18 protein-coding genes are annotated in these 18,216 nt (G+C 56.5%); 14 read left to right on the top strand and 4 right to left on the bottom strand.

Translation table 11 applies throughout. The features are described 5' to 3' along the window. Window positions 1–26 precede the first annotated feature (26 nt). Window positions 27–344: a transcriptional regulator BolA gene (gene bolA / locus EDF75_RS00565; protein ID WP_041144317.1), complete on the bottom strand. Its 318-nt coding sequence runs from the start codon at window positions 342–344 to the stop codon at window positions 27–29. 303 nt (window positions 345–647) lie between these two features. Between bolA and EDF75_RS00560 the strand changes: the two genes are divergently transcribed. The 7 genes from EDF75_RS00560 to cyoE all read left to right on the top strand — a co-directional run bounded on the left by EDF75_RS00560 (window position 648) and on the right by cyoE (window position 8,054). Beyond that, complete coding sequence (locus tag EDF75_RS00560) at window positions 648–1,226, top strand: lipoprotein (RefSeq protein WP_123706769.1); 579 nt, start codon at window positions 648–650, stop codon at window positions 1,224–1,226. Between the two features lie 45 nt (window positions 1,227–1,271). Beyond that, entirely contained in the window at window positions 1,272–2,747 is a 1,476-nt protein-coding gene (gene ampG, locus EDF75_RS00555; protein ID WP_133596407.1) for a muropeptide MFS transporter AmpG, read from the top strand. Between the two features lie 519 nt (window positions 2,748–3,266). Continuing rightward, window positions 3,267–4,214 (top strand): cytochrome o ubiquinol oxidase subunit II, encoded by a 948-nt coding sequence (gene cyoA / locus EDF75_RS00550; protein WP_041144314.1) that lies wholly within the window; start codon window positions 3,267–3,269, stop codon window positions 4,212–4,214. Window positions 4,215–4,233: 19 nt separating this feature from the next. Beyond that, the gene (gene cyoB / locus EDF75_RS00545) at window positions 4,234–6,225 is read left to right on the top strand and encodes a cytochrome o ubiquinol oxidase subunit I (RefSeq protein WP_041144313.1); all 1,992 of its coding nucleotides are present in this window, start codon (window positions 4,234–4,236) and stop codon (window positions 6,223–6,225) included. Further along, window positions 6,215–6,826: a cytochrome o ubiquinol oxidase subunit III gene (locus EDF75_RS00540; RefSeq protein ID WP_041144312.1), complete on the top strand. Its 612-nt coding sequence runs from the start codon at window positions 6,215–6,217 to the stop codon at window positions 6,824–6,826. Before cyoB ends, EDF75_RS00540 begins: the two co-directional genes overlap by 11 nt. Further along, complete coding sequence (locus tag EDF75_RS00535; protein WP_045854213.1) at window positions 6,826–7,155, top strand: cytochrome o ubiquinol oxidase subunit IV; 330 nt, start codon at window positions 6,826–6,828, stop codon at window positions 7,153–7,155. Before EDF75_RS00540 ends, EDF75_RS00535 begins: the two co-directional genes overlap by 1 nt. 11 nt (window positions 7,156–7,166) lie before the next feature. Further along, the gene (gene cyoE, locus EDF75_RS00530; protein ID WP_045854212.1) at window positions 7,167–8,054 is read left to right on the top strand and encodes a heme o synthase; all 888 of its coding nucleotides are present in this window, start codon (window positions 7,167–7,169) and stop codon (window positions 8,052–8,054) included. A gap of 50 nt (window positions 8,055–8,104) precedes the next feature. Here cyoE and EDF75_RS00525 read toward each other — a convergent pair whose 3' ends face one another. Further along, window positions 8,105–8,362: a hypothetical protein gene (locus EDF75_RS00525; protein WP_133596406.1), complete on the bottom strand. Its 258-nt coding sequence runs from the start codon at window positions 8,360–8,362 to the stop codon at window positions 8,105–8,107. Window positions 8,363–8,405: 43 nt separating this feature from the next. Between EDF75_RS00525 and EDF75_RS00520 the strand changes: the two genes are divergently transcribed. Together EDF75_RS00520 and EDF75_RS00515 are read left to right on the top strand one after the other, a co-directional pair. Then, a complete protein-coding gene (locus EDF75_RS00520; protein ID WP_133596404.1) occupies window positions 8,406–9,584 on the top strand; it encodes a Gfo/Idh/MocA family protein in 1,179 nt (392 codons plus the stop codon). A 156-nt stretch (window positions 9,585–9,740) separates the two neighbouring features. Continuing rightward, window positions 9,741–11,105, top strand: coding sequence for an MFS transporter (locus tag EDF75_RS00515; protein WP_133596403.1), 1,365 nt, complete (start codon window positions 9,741–9,743; stop codon window positions 11,103–11,105). A 27-nt stretch (window positions 11,106–11,132) separates the two neighbouring features. Here EDF75_RS00515 and EDF75_RS00510 read toward each other — a convergent pair whose 3' ends face one another. After that, window positions 11,133–11,624 (bottom strand): YajQ family cyclic di-GMP-binding protein, encoded by a 492-nt coding sequence (locus EDF75_RS00510; RefSeq protein ID WP_041144301.1) that lies wholly within the window; start codon window positions 11,622–11,624, stop codon window positions 11,133–11,135. Window positions 11,625–11,822: 198 nt separating this feature from the next. On the opposite strand from EDF75_RS00510, the gene panE reads away from it, so the two are divergent. After that, a complete protein-coding gene (gene panE, locus EDF75_RS00505) occupies window positions 11,823–12,734 on the top strand; it encodes a 2-dehydropantoate 2-reductase (RefSeq protein ID WP_133596402.1) in 912 nt (303 codons plus the stop codon). Beyond that, the gene (gene yajL / locus EDF75_RS00500) at window positions 12,697–13,290 is read left to right on the top strand and encodes a protein deglycase YajL (RefSeq protein ID WP_133596400.1); all 594 of its coding nucleotides are present in this window, start codon (window positions 12,697–12,699) and stop codon (window positions 13,288–13,290) included. Before panE ends, yajL begins: the two co-directional genes overlap by 38 nt. 110 nt (window positions 13,291–13,400) lie before the next feature. On the opposite strand, the gene thiI is transcribed toward yajL, so the two are convergent. Then, window positions 13,401–14,849 carry a tRNA uracil 4-sulfurtransferase ThiI gene (gene thiI, locus EDF75_RS00495; RefSeq protein ID WP_133596398.1) on the bottom strand — a complete coding sequence of 483 codons (1,449 nt, stop codon included), beginning with the start codon at window positions 14,847–14,849 and terminating at the stop codon, window positions 13,401–13,403. A gap of 285 nt (window positions 14,850–15,134) precedes the next feature. Here thiI and xseB point away from each other — a divergent pair, with 285 nt between their 5' ends. Genes xseB through dxs form a run of 3 tightly spaced genes read left to right on the top strand, consistent with a single transcriptional unit; the run spans window position 15,135 to window position 18,158 of the window. Continuing rightward, window positions 15,135–15,377, top strand: coding sequence for an exodeoxyribonuclease VII small subunit (gene xseB / locus EDF75_RS00490; protein ID WP_041144297.1), 243 nt, complete (start codon window positions 15,135–15,137; stop codon window positions 15,375–15,377). Then, window positions 15,378–16,277, top strand: a complete 900-nt coding sequence (ispA, locus tag EDF75_RS00485) for a (2E,6E)-farnesyl diphosphate synthase (protein WP_045854206.1) — start codon at window positions 15,378–15,380, stop codon at window positions 16,275–16,277. It abuts the gene before it with no gap. An 18-nt stretch (window positions 16,278–16,295) separates the two neighbouring features. Then, on the top strand, window positions 16,296–18,158 hold the full coding sequence (gene dxs, locus EDF75_RS00480; protein WP_133596396.1) for a 1-deoxy-D-xylulose-5-phosphate synthase: 1,863 nt from the start codon (window positions 16,296–16,298) through the stop codon (window positions 18,156–18,158). Window positions 18,159–18,216 lie beyond the last annotated feature (58 nt).

Raw genomic sequence — 18,216 nt, 5'->3', positions numbered from 1 at the left:
AGCTCCGGCGGTTGCAAATAGGATTTCTACGCGATGCTTCCAGCCCCGCGACAGGCAGGGGAGGCAAAGACGGTGTCCTGGAGTCCTTCCCACTCTTTAATCGTATAGGTATGCAGCGCCAGCGCGTGCACGGGGCCAGACAGCTCCTCGGTCAACGTACCGTAAATCATACGGTGACGGCTGAGAAAACGCTCGCCGGTGAAACGATCGCTCACCAACACCACTTTAAAATGACTTTCGGAGCCCGCGGGAACATTGTGGCGATAACTTTCATCCACGACTTCGAGATACACGGGGTCGAACGCTGCCCTAAGTTTTGCTTCGATCTGTTCACGTATCATCATGAATTTTCTCCTCCGACAACGCTGAGATGCCGCCATTCCTTTTAAATGTTAGCCGCTTTTACCGTTTCCATTACCGGAAAACAACAAAAAATTAGCATTTCTCTGATATTTTCATTCAAAAGTATCAAGTTTACTGGCTCTGCCTGGCGTAATGTCCGTGCGGATCGCCATAAAAATGGGAAGACGGCCAGAAAACGCACAGCGAGATGAATTTACATACGTTGCCACTTCCCCTCGCCGTTGGCGATGTTATGATGACGGCAATTTTCCTCATAACAACACCATGCCTTGAGACCCCTGAACATGTTTAAGAAAATTCTTTTCCCACTGGTCGCAATGTTTATGCTGGCAGGATGCGCCACACCGCCGACCACTATTGATGTCTCGCCGAAAATGTCCCTGCCTCAGCAGGATCCGAGCCTGATGGGCGTTACCGTCAGCATTAACGGCGCCGATCAGCGTCCGGACCAGGCCCTGGCCAAAGTGACCCGCGATAATCAGCAGGTCACCCTGACCGCCTCCCGCGATCTCCGCTTCCTGCTGCAGGAAGTGCTGGAGAAACAGATGACCGCCCGCGGCTATATGATTGGGCCGAACGGCGCCGTCGATCTGCAAATCATCGTGAATAAACTGTACGCCGACGTTTCCCAGGGCAACGTGCGTTACAACATCGCCACCAAGGCGGATATCGCCATCATCGCCACCGCGGCGAACGGCACGAAGATGACCAAAAACTACCGCGCCAGCTATTCCGTGGAAGGCGCATTCCAGGCTACCAATAAGAATATTGCCAATGCGGTGAACAGCGTTCTGACCGACACTATCGCCGACATGGCGCAGGACACCAGCATCCACGACTTCATCAAGCAAAACGCGCGTTAATAAAATCATGAACCCGGCCAGCGGTCGGGTTCGTGCTACAGGCCCATGTCCAGTCACTACTTACGTATTTTTCAGCAGCCTAAATCAGCTATTTTGCTGATCCTCGGCTTTGCTTCCGGTTTGCCTCTCGCCCTCACCTCCGGCACGCTGCAGGCGTGGATGACCGTCGAGAATATCGATCTGAAAACCATCGGTTTCTTTTCGCTTGTTGGCCAGGCCTACGTCTTCAAGTTCCTGTGGTCACCGGTCATGGACCGCTACACGCCGCCGTTTCTCGGCAGGCGCCGCGGCTGGCTGCTGCTGACGCAGTTTCTGCTGCTTATCGCCATCGCGGCCATGGGCTTCCTTGAACCCTCGACGCAGCTGCGCTGGATGGCGGCGCTGGCGGTGGTTATTGCCTTCTGTTCCGCATCGCAGGATATCGTCTTCGACGCGTGGAAAACCGACATTCTGGCCGCCGAGGAGCGCGGAGCCGGCGCCGCGGTTAGCGTGCTGGGCTACCGTCTGGGGATGCTGGTTTCCGGCGGCCTGGCGCTATGGCTGGCCGACCGCTGGCTGGGCTGGCAGGGCATGTACTGGCTGATGGCCGCGCTGCTGGTTCCGTGCATCATCGCCACCCTGCTGGCGCCGGAGCCCAGCGACACGATCCCGGTACCGAAAAGCCTTGAGCAGGCCGTCGCGGAACCGCTTCGCGATTTCTTCGGCCGCAACAACGCCTGGCTGATCTTACTGTTAATCGTCCTTTATAAGCTCGGCGACGCTTTTGCGATGAGCCTGACCACCACTTTTCTGATCCGCGGCGTCGGTTTTGACGCCGGCGAGGTGGGGATGGTGAATAAAACGCTGGGGCTATTTGCCACGATCGTCGGCGCCCTGTACGGCGGCGTATTGATGCAGCGACTGACCCTGTTTCGCGCCCTGCTGATTTTCGGCCTGCTGCAGGGGGTCTCCAACGCCGGCTACTGGCTGCTGTCGATTACCGATAAGCATATCTACTCGATGGCCACGGCGGTATTTTTTGAAAACCTGTGCGGCGGGATGGGGACCGCGGCGTTTGTCGCGCTATTAATGACGCTGTGCAATAAATCGTTCTCCGCCACCCAGTTTGCGCTGCTGTCGGCGCTCTCTGCCGTCGGGCGCGTGTACGTCGGGCCGATTGCCGGCTGGTTTGTTGAAGCCCACGGCTGGCCGACGTTTTATCTCTTCTCGGTCGTGGCGGCCGTTCCCGGCATCGTACTGCTGCTTATCTGTCGGCGTACCCTGGAACATACCCAGCGCACGGAGACGTTTATGCCGCGCACGCATTATCGGCAGGCCTATTCCCTGGCCCTGATCGTGTTGGCTATCGGCTGCACCATGCTGGCGGTCTGGCTGCTGCTGCTGGTGCTGAACGCCCTCGATTACACCGCTTTCTCCTTCTTAACCGGCCTGCTGGAGATTGCGGCGCTGACCGCCATTGGCGGCATTTTGCTCGGCAGCCTGCTGGACTATCTGGCGCTGCGCAAAACGGAGCTGGCTTAGGTTACCGCGTTCTGCGGGGCCCAGCGCGCCTGGGCCCGCGTCTGTCGGCGGTGGGAATAAGCCGTTTTAATCACTAAACGTAATTATAACGGCTTATTAACGATTTTATATTTTCCTTTTTTCATTTGTTGTTTTGTGCGCTTTACATTTTGGGAAATTATTGACAACTTTTATTCAATTCATTAAATAATTTAAACGATTCAGCAAAGGCCGTTTATTTCCTCTTGCCGTCGATGTCTTTTATTTGATAATTAAATGTTAATTAGTTGTGCTATTTTCTCGATAGTTATACCCATTACCCCATAAGCAACTTCATTCTTATCCCTTTCGTTATAGATCCAGCGCAAATCAGGCTTTGCAAGCGACAGCGTCACACTCGGTTACATATGTGACAAAGCAAGCAGAACCCACTAACACGGAACTGACACAGCTCCAATCATGTTTACAGTAATGCAACCTTCCCGTAAAATGCCCGCACACTTTAAGCGCCACCAGATTCCGTGGAATTGAGGTCGTTCAATGAGACTTAGGAAATACAATAAAAGTTTGGGATGGATGTCATTAATCGCAGGTACTGTATTACTCAGTGGTTGTGATTCTGCGCTCCTTGACCCAAAAGGACAGATTGGACTGGAGCAACGTTCTTTGATACTGACGGCCTTTGGCCTGATGATGATTGTCGTTATTCCCGCCGTCTTAATGGCAGTAGGATTTGCCTGGAAGTATCGCGCGAGCAATAAAGATGCGAAGTATAGCCCGAACTGGTCACACTCCAACAAAGTTGAAGCTGTGGTCTGGACGGTTCCTATCCTGATCATTCTGTTCCTGGCCGTTCTGACCTGGAAAACCACTCACGCATTAGAGCCAAGCAAACCGCTAGCTCACGAAGAGAATCCGATCGTCATCGAAGTTGTTTCGATGGACTGGAAATGGTTCTTTATTTATCCGGAACAGGGTATTGCTACCGTCAACGAAATCGCCTTCCCGGCGAACGTACCGGTACACTTCAAAGTGACCTCTAACTCCGTGATGAACTCGTTCTTTATCCCACGTTTAGGCAGCCAGATTTACGCAATGGCCGGGATGCAGACTCAGCTGCACCTCATCGCGAACGAAACTGGTACTTATGACGGTATCTCCGCAAGCTATAGCGGCCCGGGCTTCTCAGGAATGAAGTTCAAAGCTCTCGCCACGCCGGATCGTGCATCCTTCGATCAGTGGGTAGCGAAAGTAAAACAGTCTTCGAACACCATGGACTCCATGGCTGCCTTCGAAAAAGTGGCTGCGCCTAGCGAATACAACAAAGTGGAATACTTCTCTAACGTGAAGCCAGATTTGTTTAAAGACGTTATTGGCAAATTCATGTCTCACGGCAAGAGCATGGACATGTCCCAACCTGAAGGCGAGCACGCAGCGCACGAAGGAATGGAAGGCATGGACATGAGCCACGCGGAAACCGCTCACTAAGGGACCGAGGAAGAAAACGATGTTCGGAAAACTAACACTGGATGCAGTGCCCTATCACGAACCTATTATCGTGATTACGGTAGCTGCAATCATCATCGGGGGACTGGCGCTTCTGGCGGCAATCACTTACTTCGGTAAGTGGTCCTACCTATGGAAAGAGTGGCTGACTTCGGTTGACCACAAACGACTCGGTATCATGTACGTCATCGTAGCAATCGTTATGCTGCTGCGTGGCTTTGCTGACGCCGTCATGATGCGTAGCCAGCAGGTGCTGGCCTCGGCCGGGGATGCGGGCTTCCTGCCTCCTCACCACTACGATCAGATCTTTACCGCCCACGGCGTTATCATGATCTTCTTCGTAGCGATGCCGTTTGTTATCGGTCTGATGAACCTCGTTGTTCCGCTGCAGCTCGGCGCGCGCGACGTGGCGTTCCCGTTCCTTAACAACCTGAGCTTCTGGTTCACCGTTGTTGGCGTTATTCTGGTTAACCTCTCTCTGGGCGTCGGTGAGTTCGCGCAGACCGGTTGGCTGGCCTACCCGCCGCTATCGGGAATCGAGTACAGTCCGGGCGTTGGGGTCGATTACTGGATCTGGGCTCTCCAGCTGTCCGGTATCGGGACAACCTTAACCGGTATTAACTTCTTTGTGACCATTATCAAGATGCGTGCCCCTGGCATGACGATGTTCAAGATGCCCGTGTTCGCCTGGGCTTCTCTGTGCGCCAACATCCTGATTATTGCTTCCTTCCCAATTCTGACCGTCACCGTCGCGCTGCTGACCCTGGACCGCTACCTGGGCACCCATTTCTTTACCAACGATATGGGTGGCAACATGATGATGTACATCAACCTGATTTGGGCCTGGGGCCACCCGGAAGTGTACATTCTGGTTCTGCCGGTATTCGGCGTGTTCTCCGAAATCGCGGCAACCTTCTCGCGTAAGCGTCTGTTCGGCTATACCTCGCTGGTATGGGCAACCATTTGTATTACCGTTCTGTCGTTCATCGTTTGGCTGCACCACTTCTTCACCATGGGTGCCGGTGCGAACGTCAACGCCTTCTTCGGTATTACAACCATGATTATCGCCATCCCGACCGGGGTGAAGATCTTCAACTGGCTGTTCACTATGTACCAGGGACGTATCGTCCTGAACTCTGCCATGCTGTGGACTATCGGCTTCATCGTCACCTTCTCCGTAGGCGGCATGACCGGTGTACTGCTGGCGGTTCCGGGCGCGGACTTCGTTCTGCACAACAGCCTGTTCCTGATTGCCCACTTCCATAACGTTATTATCGGTGGTGTGGTCTTCGGCTGCTTCGCCGGTCTGACCTACTGGTGGCCAAAAGCCTTCGGCTTCACGCTGAACGAAACCTGGGGCGTACGCGCGTTCTGGTTCTGGATCATCGGCTTCTTCGTGGCGTTTATGCCGCTGTACGTGCTGGGCTTCATGGGGATGACTCGTCGTCTGAGCCAGCAAATCGATCCGCAGTTCCACCCGATGCTGGTTGTTGCAGCCTGCGGCGCGGCGCTGATCGCTTGCGGTATCCTCTGCCAGCTGATTCAGTTCTACGTCTCCATCCGCGATCGCGAGCAAAACCGCGACCTGACCGGTGACCCGTGGGGCGGCCGTACTCTGGAGTGGGCAACCTCTTCACCTCCGCCGTTCTATAACTTTGCTATCGTTCCGAACGTCCACGAGCGCGATGCGTTCTGGGAAATGAAAGAAAAAGGCGAAGCGTACAAGAAACCTGCAGGCTATGAAGAGATTCATATGCCGAAAAACAGCGGCGCCGGCATCGTTATTGCTGCCTTCGCTACGGTGTTTGGTTTCGCGATGATCTGGCATATCTGGTGGATGGCGATTGTTGGCTTTGTCGGCATCGTTGTTACCTGGATTATTAAGAGCTTTGACGAAGACGTGGATTACTACGTGCCTGTTGCAGAAGTCGAAAAACTGGAAGGTCAGCATTTCGATGAAATTAACAAAGCGGGGCTGAAAAATGGCAACTGATACTCTTGCGCATAACGCCCACGGACACGACCACGGGCATCACGATACAGGGCCGATGAAGGTATTCGGCTTCTGGATCTACCTGATGAGCGACTGCATTATCTTCGCCACCCTGTTCGCTACCTATGCCGTTCTGGTGAACGGCACGGCGGGCGGCCCGACCGGTAAAGATATTTTCGAACTGCCGTTCGTTCTGGTTGAAACTGCTCTGCTGCTGTTCAGCTCCATCACCTACGGCATGGCGGCTATCGCCATGTACAAAAACAACAAGAGCCAGGTCGTTTCCTGGCTGGCGCTGACCTTCCTCTTCGGGGCAGGGTTCATCGCGATGGAACTCTATGAATTCCATCACCTGATTGTTGAAGGTATGGGTCCGGATCGCAGCGGCTTCCTGTCAGCGTTCTTCGCGCTGGTAGGCACGCACGGTCTGCACGTCACCTCCGGTCTGATCTGGATGGCGGTGCTGATGTTCCAGGTTTCGCGTCGCGGCCTGACACCAACTAACCGTACCCGTATCATGTGCCTGAGCCTGTTCTGGCACTTCCTGGACGTGGTGTGGATCTGCGTGTTCTCTGTTGTTTATCTGATGGGGGCAATGTAATGAGTCATTCTACCGATCATAACGGCGCTTCTCACGGCAGCGTTAAGAGCTACATGACAGGATTTATCCTGTCGATCATTCTGACGGCCATTCCGTTTGCTATGGTTATGAGTGGCTCCGCATCGCATGCGGCTATTCTGGGAACTATCCTGGTCACTGCTGTTGTGCAGATCGTGGTACACCTGGTGTACTTCCTGCATATGAACAGCAAATCTGACGAAGGTTGGAACCTGACCGCGTTTATCTTCACCGTAATCATCATTGCTATCGTTGTTATCGGCTCCATTTGGATTATGTGGAACCTGAACTACAACATGATGATGCACTAAGAGCGGCGAGTATGTTTAAGCAATACCTGCAAGTAACGAAACCTGGCATCATTTTCGGCAACCTGATCTCGGTGATCGGCGGTTTCCTGCTGGCCTCTAAAGGCCACATCGACTATCCGCTGTTCGCCTGGACGCTCCTTGGCGTGTCCCTGGTGGTCGCCTCGGGTTGTGTATTCAACAACTACATCGACCGTGATATCGATCGCAAGATGGAACGGACGAAAAACCGGGTGCTGGTCAAAGGGCTGATCTCGCCAGGAGCTTCGCTGGTATACGCCACCTTGCTGGGTATTGCTGGCTTCATGCTCCTGTGGTTTGGCGCTAATCCCCTGGCCTGCTGGCTGGGGGTGATGGGGTTCGTGGTTTATGTCGGCGTCTACAGCCTGTACATGAAGCGCCACTCCGTCTACGGCACGCTGATTGGTTCTCTCTCCGGCGCTGCGCCGCCGGTGATTGGCTACTGTGCGGTTACCGGTAATTTCGATAGCGGTGCCGCCATTCTGCTGGCTATCTTTAGCCTGTGGCAGATGCCTCACTCCTATGCCATCGCGATTTTCCGCTTCAAGGATTATCAGGCGGCAAATATTCCGGTTCTGCCGGTAGTGAAAGGTATCTCGGTTGCCAAGAACCATATCACCGTCTACATCATTGCTTTCGCCGTCGCGACGCTGATGCTCTCTCTGGGTGGCTACGCCGGGTATAAATACCTGGTCGTGGCAGCCGCGGTGAGCGTCTGGTGGCTGGGTATGGCGCTGCGCGGTTACAAAGTGGCCGATGATAAAGTCTGGGCACGCAAGCTGTTCGTCTTTTCCATCGTCGCTATTACCGCACTGTCGGTGATGATGTCCGTCGACTTTATGGTGCCGAACTCGCACAATCTGCTGGCCTACGTCGGATAAGATTGGCTCTGTGACAAACCCCGCTTCGGCGGGGTTTTTTATTTGTACCGCTAGCTAATCAGCATCGTCTGCACCTCCCTGCTTATCTCACGCCCGCCGGAGGTGTCGCCCCGTATCGCCCGGCAAATAGCCTTCTCTTTCCTTTCCTCTCCCCCCCTGCCCTTCATTTCTTCACGGATATCGCCATTTTTCGATCGCCCTCGCACAAACGAAAAATAAATTTCAAATTTATAATAAAATGAAATAAACAATTCCATAATGTGGATGCCGAAATATGCCCCATCGACGGCGCAAGCGGCAGGAATCACTCAACGTCCCCTCTGACACCCGTGTTTTTGAAAGGAGAGCTCCATGTTAAACGGCATGAAACCCCTGCCCCGTTCCCTGCGTTGGGGGATGATCGGCGGCGGCGGCACCAGCCAGATTGGCTACAGCCACCGCTCTGCGGCGCTGCGCGACAACGTATTCACCCTGCTGGCGGGCGCGCTCGATATCGATGCCGAACGCGGGCGCCGGTTTGGCCAGCAGCTCGGCATCGCGCCAGAGCGCTGCTACGCCGATTATCAAACCCTGTTCCGCGAGGAGGCGCTGCGTCCCGATGGCGTCGAGGCGGTGTCGGTCACCACGCCAAACAATACCCACTTTGCGATCGCCAAAGCCGCGCTGGAGGCCGGGCTGCACGTTATCTGCGAAAAGCCGCTGTGCTTCACCGCCGCCGAAGCCAACGAACTGCTGGCGCTGAGCCGCCGGCAGAAAAAAATCGTCGGCGTCACCTACGGCTATGCCGGATATCAGATGGTCCAGCAGGCGCGGCAGATGATCGCCGAAGGGCTGCTCGGCCAGATTCGGGTGATCACCATGCAGTTCGCCCACGGTTTTCATAACGAGGCGGTCGAGCTGCAGGCGGAATCGACCCGCTGGCGGGTGACGCCGGAGTACGCGGGCCCGAGCTACGTGCTGGGCGATCTCGCAACGCACCCGCTGTTTATCGCCGAAACCATGGTGCCGCAAATCAACATTAAGCGCCTGATGTGCGCCCGCCAGAGCTTCGTTAAGTCCAGGGCGCCGCTGGAAGATAACGCCTTCGTGCTGATGGAGTACGACAACGGTGCGGTCGGTTCGATGTGGACCAGCGCGGTCAACAGCGGCGCCATGCATTCGCAAAAGGTGCGCGTGGTCGGGGAAAAGGCCAGTATCGAATGGTGGGATGAGCGCCCCAACCAGCTCAGCTACGAGGTGCAGGGCGAACCGGCACGGATCCTTGAGCGCGGAATGCCCTACCTTAGCCGCGAGGCGCTGGCGGACGATCGCATCGGCGGCGGCCATCCTGAGGGCCTGTTCGAAGCCTGGGCAAACCTCTACCGCCGCTTCGCTATTGCCATGGATGCAACGGATCGCGGTGACGCTGAGCTGCTGGTAGACTTCTGGTACCCGAACGTCGAGGCCGGCCTACACGGCGTCTACTGGGTTGAACAATGCGTCAAATCCGCCGACGCCGGCGGCCAGTGGGTTGACTTTAATTTACAATAAATGCTGCATCCCGGTGGGGCTTCCTCCACCGGTTCCTTTATTTCTACCGCACTTACCTCGCCGCGCAACAGACCGGTAATATCTGTTAAACAAACATTTATTTACGCTTCCGGCTCCCCCCACTACACTAGGCGCAGTTTTTAGATTGAGGTGGTAATGAACGATAACAAAATGACGCCAGGCGAACTGCGCGCGACCTGGGGTTTGGGAACCGTATTCTCGCTGCGTATGCTCGGCATGTTTATGGTTCTGCCGGTTCTAACCACCTACGGTATGGCATTACAGGGCGCCAGCGAGGCGCTTATCGGTCTGGCGATTGGTATTTATGGACTGGCCCAGGCCCTGTTTCAGATCCCGTTCGGCCTGCTTTCCGACCGTATCGGGCGCAAGCCGCTGATCGTAGGCGGCCTGCTGATCTTCGTTATCGGCAGCGTTATCGCCGCGCTCAGCGACTCCATCTGGGGCATTATTCTCGGCCGGGCGCTGCAGGGCTCCGGGGCGATTGCCGCCGCGGTCATGGCGCTCCTTTCCGATTTAACTCGCGAGCAGAACCGCACCAAAGCGATGGCCTTTATTGGCGTCAGCTTCGGCGTAACCTTTGCTATCGCCATGGTGCTGGGGCCGATAGTCACCCACCAGCTGGGCCTGCACGCCCTGTTCTGGATGATCGCCGGACTGGCGTCAATCGGCATTCTGCTCACCCTGTGGGTGGTGCCCAACAGCCATAATCACGTCCTGAACCGCGAATCAGGCATGGTAAAAGACTGCTTTAGCAAAGTCCTCGCCGAGCCAAAGCTGCTGAAGCTCAATTTCGGCATTATGTGCCTGCACATCATGCTGATGTCGACATTCGTCGCCCTACCCGGCCAGCTGGAGGCCGCAGGCTTCCCCGCCGCTGAGCACTGGAAGATTTATCTGGTGACCATGCTTATCTCTTTTGTCTCGGTCGTGCCGTTTATCATCTATGCCGAAGTGAAGCGCAAGATGAAGCAGGTCTTCGTGTTCTGCGTTGCGCTGCTGCTGGTCGCCGAAATCGTCCTGTGGGGCGCGGGCGGATACTTCTGGGAGCTGGTCGCGGGGGTTCAGCTGTTCTTCCTCGCCTTTAACCTGCTGGAAGCGCTGCTGCCGTCGCTGATTAGCAAAGAGTCGCCGGCCGGGTATAAAGGCACCGCGATGGGCATCTACTCCACCAGCCAGTTTCTCGGCGTGGCGATCGGCGGCGCGCTCGGCGGCTGGGTTGACGGCTTCTTCGATTCGCAGACCGTGTTCCTGCTCGGCGCGCTGCTGGCGATGCTGTGGCTGCTGGTTGCCGGAACGATGAGCGAGCCGCCGTACGTCAGCAGCCTGAGAATTGAAATCCCGGGTGAGGTGGCCGTAGATGATTCGCTGCAGACGCGTCTGCTGGCCCTCGACGGGGTGAAGCAGGCGCTGGTGGTTGCCGAAGAGCGTTCGGTCTACGTCAAAATCGACAGCAAGCTGACCAATCGCTTCGAGGTTGAGCAGGCGATAAAAGGCAGTTAAAAAAAGCGGGGATAACCCGCTTTTTTATTAGTCGCGGAAGTTCTTGAACTGGAACGGCTGGCCTAAATCGCCGCCGCGCACCAGCGCCATTACCGCCTGCAGATCGTCACGCGCCTTGCCGGTCACGCGGATCTCTTCGCCCTGAATCTGCGCCTGCACCTTCAGCTTGCTGTCTTTGATGAGCTTAACGATTTTTTTCTGCATCGTGCTCTCAATGCCCTGCTTCAGTTTGGCATCGACAAACCAGGTTTTACCGCTGTGCACGAACTCTTCCGGCACCTCGAGAGAGCTGCCCTCGATGCCGCGCTTCAGCAGCTTAGCACGCAGAATATCCAGCAGCTGGTTAATCTGGAAATCAGACTCGCTGAGAACCTTGATGGTCTCATTTTTTTCGTTCAGCTCAAAGCTGGCTTCCACGTTGCGAAAATCAAAACGCGATTCAACTTCACGGGTCGCGTTCTCTACGGCGTTTCGAACTTCCTGAAGATCGACTTCAGAGACAATATCGAAAGATGGCATCTTTTCCTCTCCTTTCGTTTCTTTTGCGTTGCATAATACCTGCAACACGGCATAACTCAACTGGTTATCCCGCAAGCATAGCTGACGGCGCTATGCTCCAGGTTTTTCCAGCCGCGGCGGCATTGGCTGCAGCAGGAAGGACAACGAGTATATACTTTAGCTATGAGTGCCTGGGATTGTCGCAGGTGAGGAGGATTAATGAAGGTAACCGTACTCGGATGCGGTGCGCTTGGGCAGCTATGGCTGACCGCGCTGTGTAAACGTGGACACGAAGTCCAGGGGTGGTTGCGCGTCCCACAGCCTTTCTGCAGCGTCAATCTGGTCGAGAGTGACGGCAGCATTTTCAACGAATCGTTAACCGCTAACGATCCCGATTTTCTCGCCAGCAGCGACCTGCTGCTGGTTACCCTGAAGGCCTGGCAGGTCTCTACGGCGGTAAAGAACCTCGCCGAGCGCCTGCCCGCCTCCTCCCCGATACTGCTTATCCATAACGGCATGGGCACCGTCGACGAGCTCAAAGGCGTCACCCAGCCCCTGCTGCTGGCCTCAACTACCCAGGCCGCGCGGCGCGACGGCAACGTTATCGTCCACGTGGCGAACGGCACCACCCATATTGGCCCGGCGAAAGCCTATCCGCAGGACTACAGCGCGCTTGCCGATACGCTGCAAAACGTCCTGCCCGACGTGGCCTGGCACAATAATATCCAGCCGGCCCTCTGGAGCAAGCTGGCGGTCAACTGCGTGATTAATCCGCTGACGGCGCTACGAAACTGTAAAAATGGCGATCTGCGCGATGCGGCGGGGGAAGTAGAGACTATCTGCCGGGAAGTTGCCGCGGTGATGGAGCGCGAAGGCATACATACATCGCCGGAAAATCTGCTATTTTATGTCCATCAGGTAATTGAAAGTACGGCAGAAAATATCTCTTCGATGTTGCAGGACATCCGCGCTCAGCGTCATACGGAAATCGACTATATCACCGGTTTTCTGCTCAAGCGCGCCCGCGCCCACGGCCTTGCCGTACCGGAAAACGCCCGCATGTTTGAACTGGTCAAGCGTAAGGAGAATGAATATGAGCGCGTCGGCACTGATTTGCCTCGCCCCTGGTAGCGAAGAGACGGAAGCGGTCACCGCTATCGATATATTAGTACGCGGCGGCGTGCAGGTCACCACCGCCAGCGTCGCCGGCGACGGCAGCCTGACCGTTGTCTGCTCGCGCGGCGTTAAGCTGCTGGCCGATGCGCCGCTGGTCGAAGTTGCCGACGGCGACTATGACATTATCGTTCTGCCCGGCGGCATCAAGGGCGCGGAATACTTCCGCGATAGCCCGCTGCTGGTCGAAACGGTCCGGCAGTTCCATCTCTCCGGGCGGATCGTCGCCGCCATCTGCGCCGCTGCCGCCACGGTGCTGGTCCCGCACAACCTTTTCCCCATCGGCAACATGACCGGCTTTCCGGCGCTGAAGGAGCAAATTCCCGTCGGGCAGTGGCAGGATAAGCGCGTGGTCTGGGATCCGCGGGTTAACCTGCTCACCAGCCAGGGGCCGGGAACGGCGATTGATTTTGCGCTCAAGATGATCGATCTGCTGGTCAGTCGTGAAAAGGCGCACGAGGTCGCTTCACAGCTGATAATACCGGCGGGAATATATAACTACTACGAAGCCTGATCCGCTACGGGTCAGGCTCGGTCGCCCGGACAAGGCATCGCTGCCGTTATCCGGGACTTCCCCCGCTCGCGCCGGGCGGCGCTTAACGGGGTGACCGTCACGCTTCGCGGCTACGGACGATAGACCTTCACGTTCTCAAAGCCCTGCTCGCGCAGATAGAGCGCCTGCAGGCGACTCATTACGCCACGCTCGCACCACAGCAGCCAGGTTTTGCTCTGGTCGAGGTTGCCGAACTGGGTGCTCAGCTTGTAGAACGGCAGCGAAACCACGTCGACGCCTTCCACCTTCAGCGGTTTTTCATCCTGCTCGTCAACCGAGCGAATATCCAGAATCACGTCGTTGGGGCCAAAACCGCTGACGGTTTCAACTTCAACCACTTCCTGCTGAGTCTGCTGGGCGATCTCGCGAATATCGACGTTATTGGCTTCCGCCACCACCTTCTCAAGGATGCTGAAATCGAAGTTCTGCTCTTCCGCTTCGATCTTCGCCTTCACCGCCTTCACGGTCGGGCTCTTCGAGATCACGCCGCAGTATTCCGGCATGGTGCGGGCAAAGTCTTCGGTACCGATTTCGCGCGCCAGGTTAATGATGTGCTCTTTATCGTGAGAGATCAGCGGACGCAGGATCAGCGTATCGGAGACGTTATCGATCAGCCGCAGGTTGGTCAGCGTCTGGCTGGATACCTGACCCAGCGCTTCACCGGTCACCAGCGCCTGCACGCCGTAGCGTTCGGCTACCTGAGAGGCCGCGCGCACCATCATGCGCTTAAGCACGACGCCCATCTGACCATCGTCAACTTTTTCGAGGATCTCACCGACTACCGGCTCAAAGTTAATCGCCACAAAACGCACGCGGTGGGAGCTGCCAAAGCGGTTCCACAGGTAGTGCGCAACCTGACGAACGCCGATTTCGTGCGCCGCGCCGCCGAGGTTAAAGAAGCAGTAGTGTACGCGACAGCCGCGACGCATCAGCATGTAGCTGGAAACGCCGGAGTCGAAGCCGCCGGAAATCAGCGACAGCACGTCTTCCTGGGTGCCGATAGGGAAACCGCCGATGCCTTCATAGCGCCCCTTCACCAGCAGCAGGCGATCGTTTTCGATCTCCAGATTGACGGTGATATCCGGGTTGGTCAGCTTAACGCGGGCGGTCTCGATATGCTGGTTGAGGCCGCCACCGACGTAGCGTTCCACTTCGATAGAGGTAAACTCATGCTTACCGCGACGCTTCACGCGCACGCAGAAGGTTTTGCCTTCCAGCGTCTCGCGCCACAGCGGCAGCGTTTGCTCGAAAATATCGTGCAGCGAAGTGAAGGGGACGTCTTCGACTTCGAGAATATGGTGAATACCGGGAATTCGGGTCAGCGCATCGCGAATAGCCGGACGCTGATTTTCGTCTTTCGCGCGAACTTCGATATGATCCCAATGACGAACGACGGCGAGCGTCTCATCATAGTTTTTGAGAACGTTACGAATGTTCCCGGTTAAGATTTTAATGAAGCGCAATCGCACAGATTGGCTTTTGATGGTGATTTCCGGGAACAATTTAATGATAAACTTCATGGCGACAATAGTTCGTTGGCAAGCCCGACAGGGCTTTAAGCAAAAGATGTACTGCAGTGCACCGCGGTGCCTGCATCCAGGGCGCGAAGTATACCACTAATGGAAGCTTTTCACCTGGCATTGCGTGTTTTACGCTAAATCATCTGCCGCAGCCGGGACGACAGGTTCGCCGGGAGCGCATCGGGCTTAGGCCGGCGCCGCTTGCCGGATAAGGCGCATATTTGCTTAACCACGTGACTTCGTTACCATACTGCTGTCGCGACATAACAAGAGTCTATATTCACTATGCCAAAGAAAAATGAGGCCCCGGCCAGCTTTGAAACCGCCCTGAGCGAGCTGGAGCAGATCGTCAATCGTCTGGAAAGCGGCGCTCTGCCGTTAGAAGAAGCGCTCGGTGAGTTTGAGCGCGGCGTGCAGCTGGCGCGTCAGGGACAGGCAAAGCTGCAGCAGGCCGAGCAGCGCGTACAAATTCTGCTGGCAGAGAGCGAAGATACGCCGCTGACGCCTTTTACACCGGACGCTGAATAGATGGATTTCCCGCAACAGCTTCAGGCCTGCGTTGAGCAGGCCAACGACGCGCTGCGCCGTTTTCTTGCGCCGCTGCCGTTTCAGAACACTCCGCTGGTTGAAGCCATGCAGTACGGCGCATTATTAGGCGGCAAGCGCCTGCGCCCCTTCCTGGTGTACGCCACCGGCGACATGTTTGGCGTCAGCCGCGCAACCCTGGACGCGCCGGCCGCGGCCGTTGAATGCATCCACGCCTATTCGCTGATGCATGACGATCTGCCGGCCATGGACGATGACGATCTGCGTCGCGGCCTGCCTACCTGCCATATTAAATTTGGCGAAGCCAACGCAATTCTTGCCGGAGACGCCCTACAAACGCTGGCGTTTTCTATACTAAGTGATGCGGCGATGCCGGAAGTACCGGATCGCGACCGGCTGGCGATGGTTTCCGAGCTAGCTCAGGCCAGCGGCGTTGCCGGCATGTGCGGTGGTCAGGCGCTGGATCTCGAAGCCGAAGGCCATCAGGTTGACCTTGAGGCGCTCAAGCGCATTCATCGCCATAAGACCGGGGCGCTGATTCGTGCGGCGGTGCGCATGGGCGCCCTGAGCGCCGGCGAACGCGGCCGTGCGGCGCTGCCGGCGCTCGATCGCTATGCGGAAAATATCGGTCTCGCCTTCCAGGTCCAGGATGACATTCTTGACGTGGTAGGGGATACTGCGACCCTTGGCAAACGTCAGGGAGCCGATCAGCAGCTGGGCAAAAGTACCTACCCCGCGCTTCTGGGTCTTGAGCAAGCCCGGAACAAAGCGCACGGCCTGATTGAAGACGCCCGCCAGTCGTTAAATGAGCTGGCCGCGCAATCTCTGGATACCACGGCACTGGAAGCGCTCGCGAATTACATAATTCAGCGTGATAAATAAACAATAAATGAGTCTCTGATGAGTTTTGATATTGCCAAATACCCGACCCTGGCGCTGGTAGATTCCACCCAGGAGCTGCGTTTGTTGCCGAAAGATAGCCTGCCGAAGCTGTGCGACGAACTTCGGCGCTATCTGCTGGACAGCGTCAGCCGTTCCAGCGGGCATTTTGCCTCCGGCCTCGGCACGGTCGAACTGACCGTGGCGCTTCACTACGTCTATAACACCCCTTTCGACCGCCTGATTTGGGACGTTGGCCACCAGGCCTACCCGCATAAAATTCTGACCGGCCGCCGTGACAAAATCGGCACTATTCGGCAGAAAGGCGGGCTGCATCCGTTCCCGTGGCGCGGCGAAAGTGAATATGACGTGCTGAGCGTCGGACACTCATCGACCTCCATTTCTGCGGGCATTGGCGTCGCCATTGCCGCCGCGAAGGAAGACAAGCAGCGGCGTGCGGTCTGCGTCATTGGCGACGGGGCGATCACCGCCGGGATGGCGTTTGAGGCCATGAACCACGCGGGCGATATCAAACCCGACCTGCTGGTGGTGCTGAACGACAATGAAATGTCGATTTCTGAGAACGTCGGTGCGCTGAATAATCATCTCGCGCAGCTGCTTTCCGGCAAGCTGTACTCGACCCTGCGCGAAGGCGGCAAGAAGGTCTTCTCAGGCGTTCCGCCGATTAAAGAGCTGCTCAAACGCACCGAAGAACATATCAAAGGCATGGTGGTTCCCGGGACTCTGTTTGAAGAGCTGGGCTTTAACTACATCGGGCCGGTGGACGGTCACGACGTGCTCGGGCTGGTCAATACGCTGAAGAACATGCGCGATCTGAAAGGGCCGCAGTTCCTGCATATTATGACCAAAAAAGGCCGCGGCTATGAGCCAGCGGAAAAAGACCCGATCACCTTCCACGCGGTGCCGAAATTTGACCATACCAGCGGGGTGCTGCCAAAAAGCAGCGGCGGCCTGCCCTCTTATTCGAAAATTTTCGGCGACTGGCTGTGCGAAACCGCGGCGAAAGATAGCAAGCTAATGGCCGTGACGCCGGCCATGCGCGAAGGCTCGGGGATGGTCGAGTTCTCGAAAAAATTCCCTGACCAGTATTTCGATGTGGCTATCGCCGAGCAGCACGCGGTGACCTTTGCCGCCGGGCTGGCAATCGGCGACTATAAGCCGGTGGTGGCCATTTACTCCACCTTCCTGCAGCGCGCCTACGATCAGGTGATTCACGACGTCGCTATCCAGAAGCTGCCGGTGCTGTTTGCCATCGACCGGGCCGGCATCGTCGGCGCCGACGGGCAGACGCACCAGGGCGCCTTCGACCTCTCCTTCCTGCGCTGTATTCCGGAGATGGTCATCATGACGCCGAGCGACGAGAACGAATGTCGCCAGATGCTGTATACCGGCTATCACTACGGCGACGGCCCAAGCGCGGTGCGCTATCCGCGCGGAACGGGTACCGGCGCGACGCTGGAGCCGCTGGCCTCGCTGCCGATCGGTAAGGGCGTGGTGAAGCGCGAAGGCGAGAAAATTGCGATCCTTAACTTCGGTACCATGCTGAAGGAAGCCGCGCAGGTGGCGGACAAGCTCAACGCCACGCTGGTGGATATGCGCTTTGTGAAACCGCTTGATAACGCGCTGATTTTGCAGCTGGCCGCCGGGCACGAGGCGCTGGTCACGCTGGAAGAGAACGCGATCATGGGCGGCGCGGGCAGCGGCGTTAATGAGCTGCTGATGGCGCATCGCCGCGCGGTGCCGGTGCTGAATATCGGTCTGCCGGACTTCTTTATTCCCCAGGGAACCCAGGAAGAAGTTCACGCCGACCTCGGCCTCGATGCCGCCGGTATCGAAGCTAAAATCACCGCCTGGCTCGCATAACCCTCCGAACGGCTCCTGCTATGCTTAAAAGAAACCCTTTTTAGCGCATAGCAGGAGT

Origin of the sequence: Klebsiella sp. BIGb0149 (assembly GCF_004362605.1) — a bacterium.
Lineage (GTDB): Bacteria > Pseudomonadota > Gammaproteobacteria > Enterobacterales > Enterobacteriaceae > Klebsiella > Klebsiella terrigena.
The sequence above is the reverse complement of the archived record's forward strand: the minus strand, read 5'-3'. Positions and strand labels throughout refer to the sequence as shown.

Coding starts and splice junctions, on each gene's coding strand:
- bolA (WP_041144317.1), bottom strand. CDS start 344: ATGATGATACGTGAACAGATCGAAGCAAAACTTAGGGCAGCGTTCGAC.
- EDF75_RS00560 (WP_123706769.1), top strand. CDS start 648: ATGTTTAAGAAAATTCTTTTCCCACTGGTCGCAATGTTTATGCTGGCA.
- ampG (WP_133596407.1), top strand. CDS start 1,272: ATGTCCAGTCACTACTTACGTATTTTTCAGCAGCCTAAATCAGCTATT.
- cyoA (WP_041144314.1), top strand. CDS start 3,267: ATGAGACTTAGGAAATACAATAAAAGTTTGGGATGGATGTCATTAATC.
- cyoB (WP_041144313.1), top strand. CDS start 4,234: ATGTTCGGAAAACTAACACTGGATGCAGTGCCCTATCACGAACCTATT.
- EDF75_RS00540 (WP_041144312.1), top strand. CDS start 6,215: ATGGCAACTGATACTCTTGCGCATAACGCCCACGGACACGACCACGGG.
- EDF75_RS00535 (WP_045854213.1), top strand. CDS start 6,826: ATGAGTCATTCTACCGATCATAACGGCGCTTCTCACGGCAGCGTTAAG.
- cyoE (WP_045854212.1), top strand. CDS start 7,167: ATGTTTAAGCAATACCTGCAAGTAACGAAACCTGGCATCATTTTCGGC.
- EDF75_RS00520 (WP_133596404.1), top strand. CDS start 8,406: ATGTTAAACGGCATGAAACCCCTGCCCCGTTCCCTGCGTTGGGGGATG.
- EDF75_RS00515 (WP_133596403.1), top strand. CDS start 9,741: ATGAACGATAACAAAATGACGCCAGGCGAACTGCGCGCGACCTGGGGT.
- EDF75_RS00510 (WP_041144301.1), bottom strand. CDS start 11,624: ATGCCATCTTTCGATATTGTCTCTGAAGTCGATCTTCAGGAAGTTCGA.
- panE (WP_133596402.1), top strand. CDS start 11,823: ATGAAGGTAACCGTACTCGGATGCGGTGCGCTTGGGCAGCTATGGCTG.
- yajL (WP_133596400.1), top strand. CDS start 12,697: ATGAGCGCGTCGGCACTGATTTGCCTCGCCCCTGGTAGCGAAGAGACG.
- thiI (WP_133596398.1), bottom strand. CDS start 14,849: ATGAAGTTTATCATTAAATTGTTCCCGGAAATCACCATCAAAAGCCAA.
- xseB (WP_041144297.1), top strand. CDS start 15,135: ATGCCAAAGAAAAATGAGGCCCCGGCCAGCTTTGAAACCGCCCTGAGC.
- ispA (WP_045854206.1), top strand. CDS start 15,378: ATGGATTTCCCGCAACAGCTTCAGGCCTGCGTTGAGCAGGCCAACGAC.
- dxs (WP_133596396.1), top strand. CDS start 16,296: ATGAGTTTTGATATTGCCAAATACCCGACCCTGGCGCTGGTAGATTCC.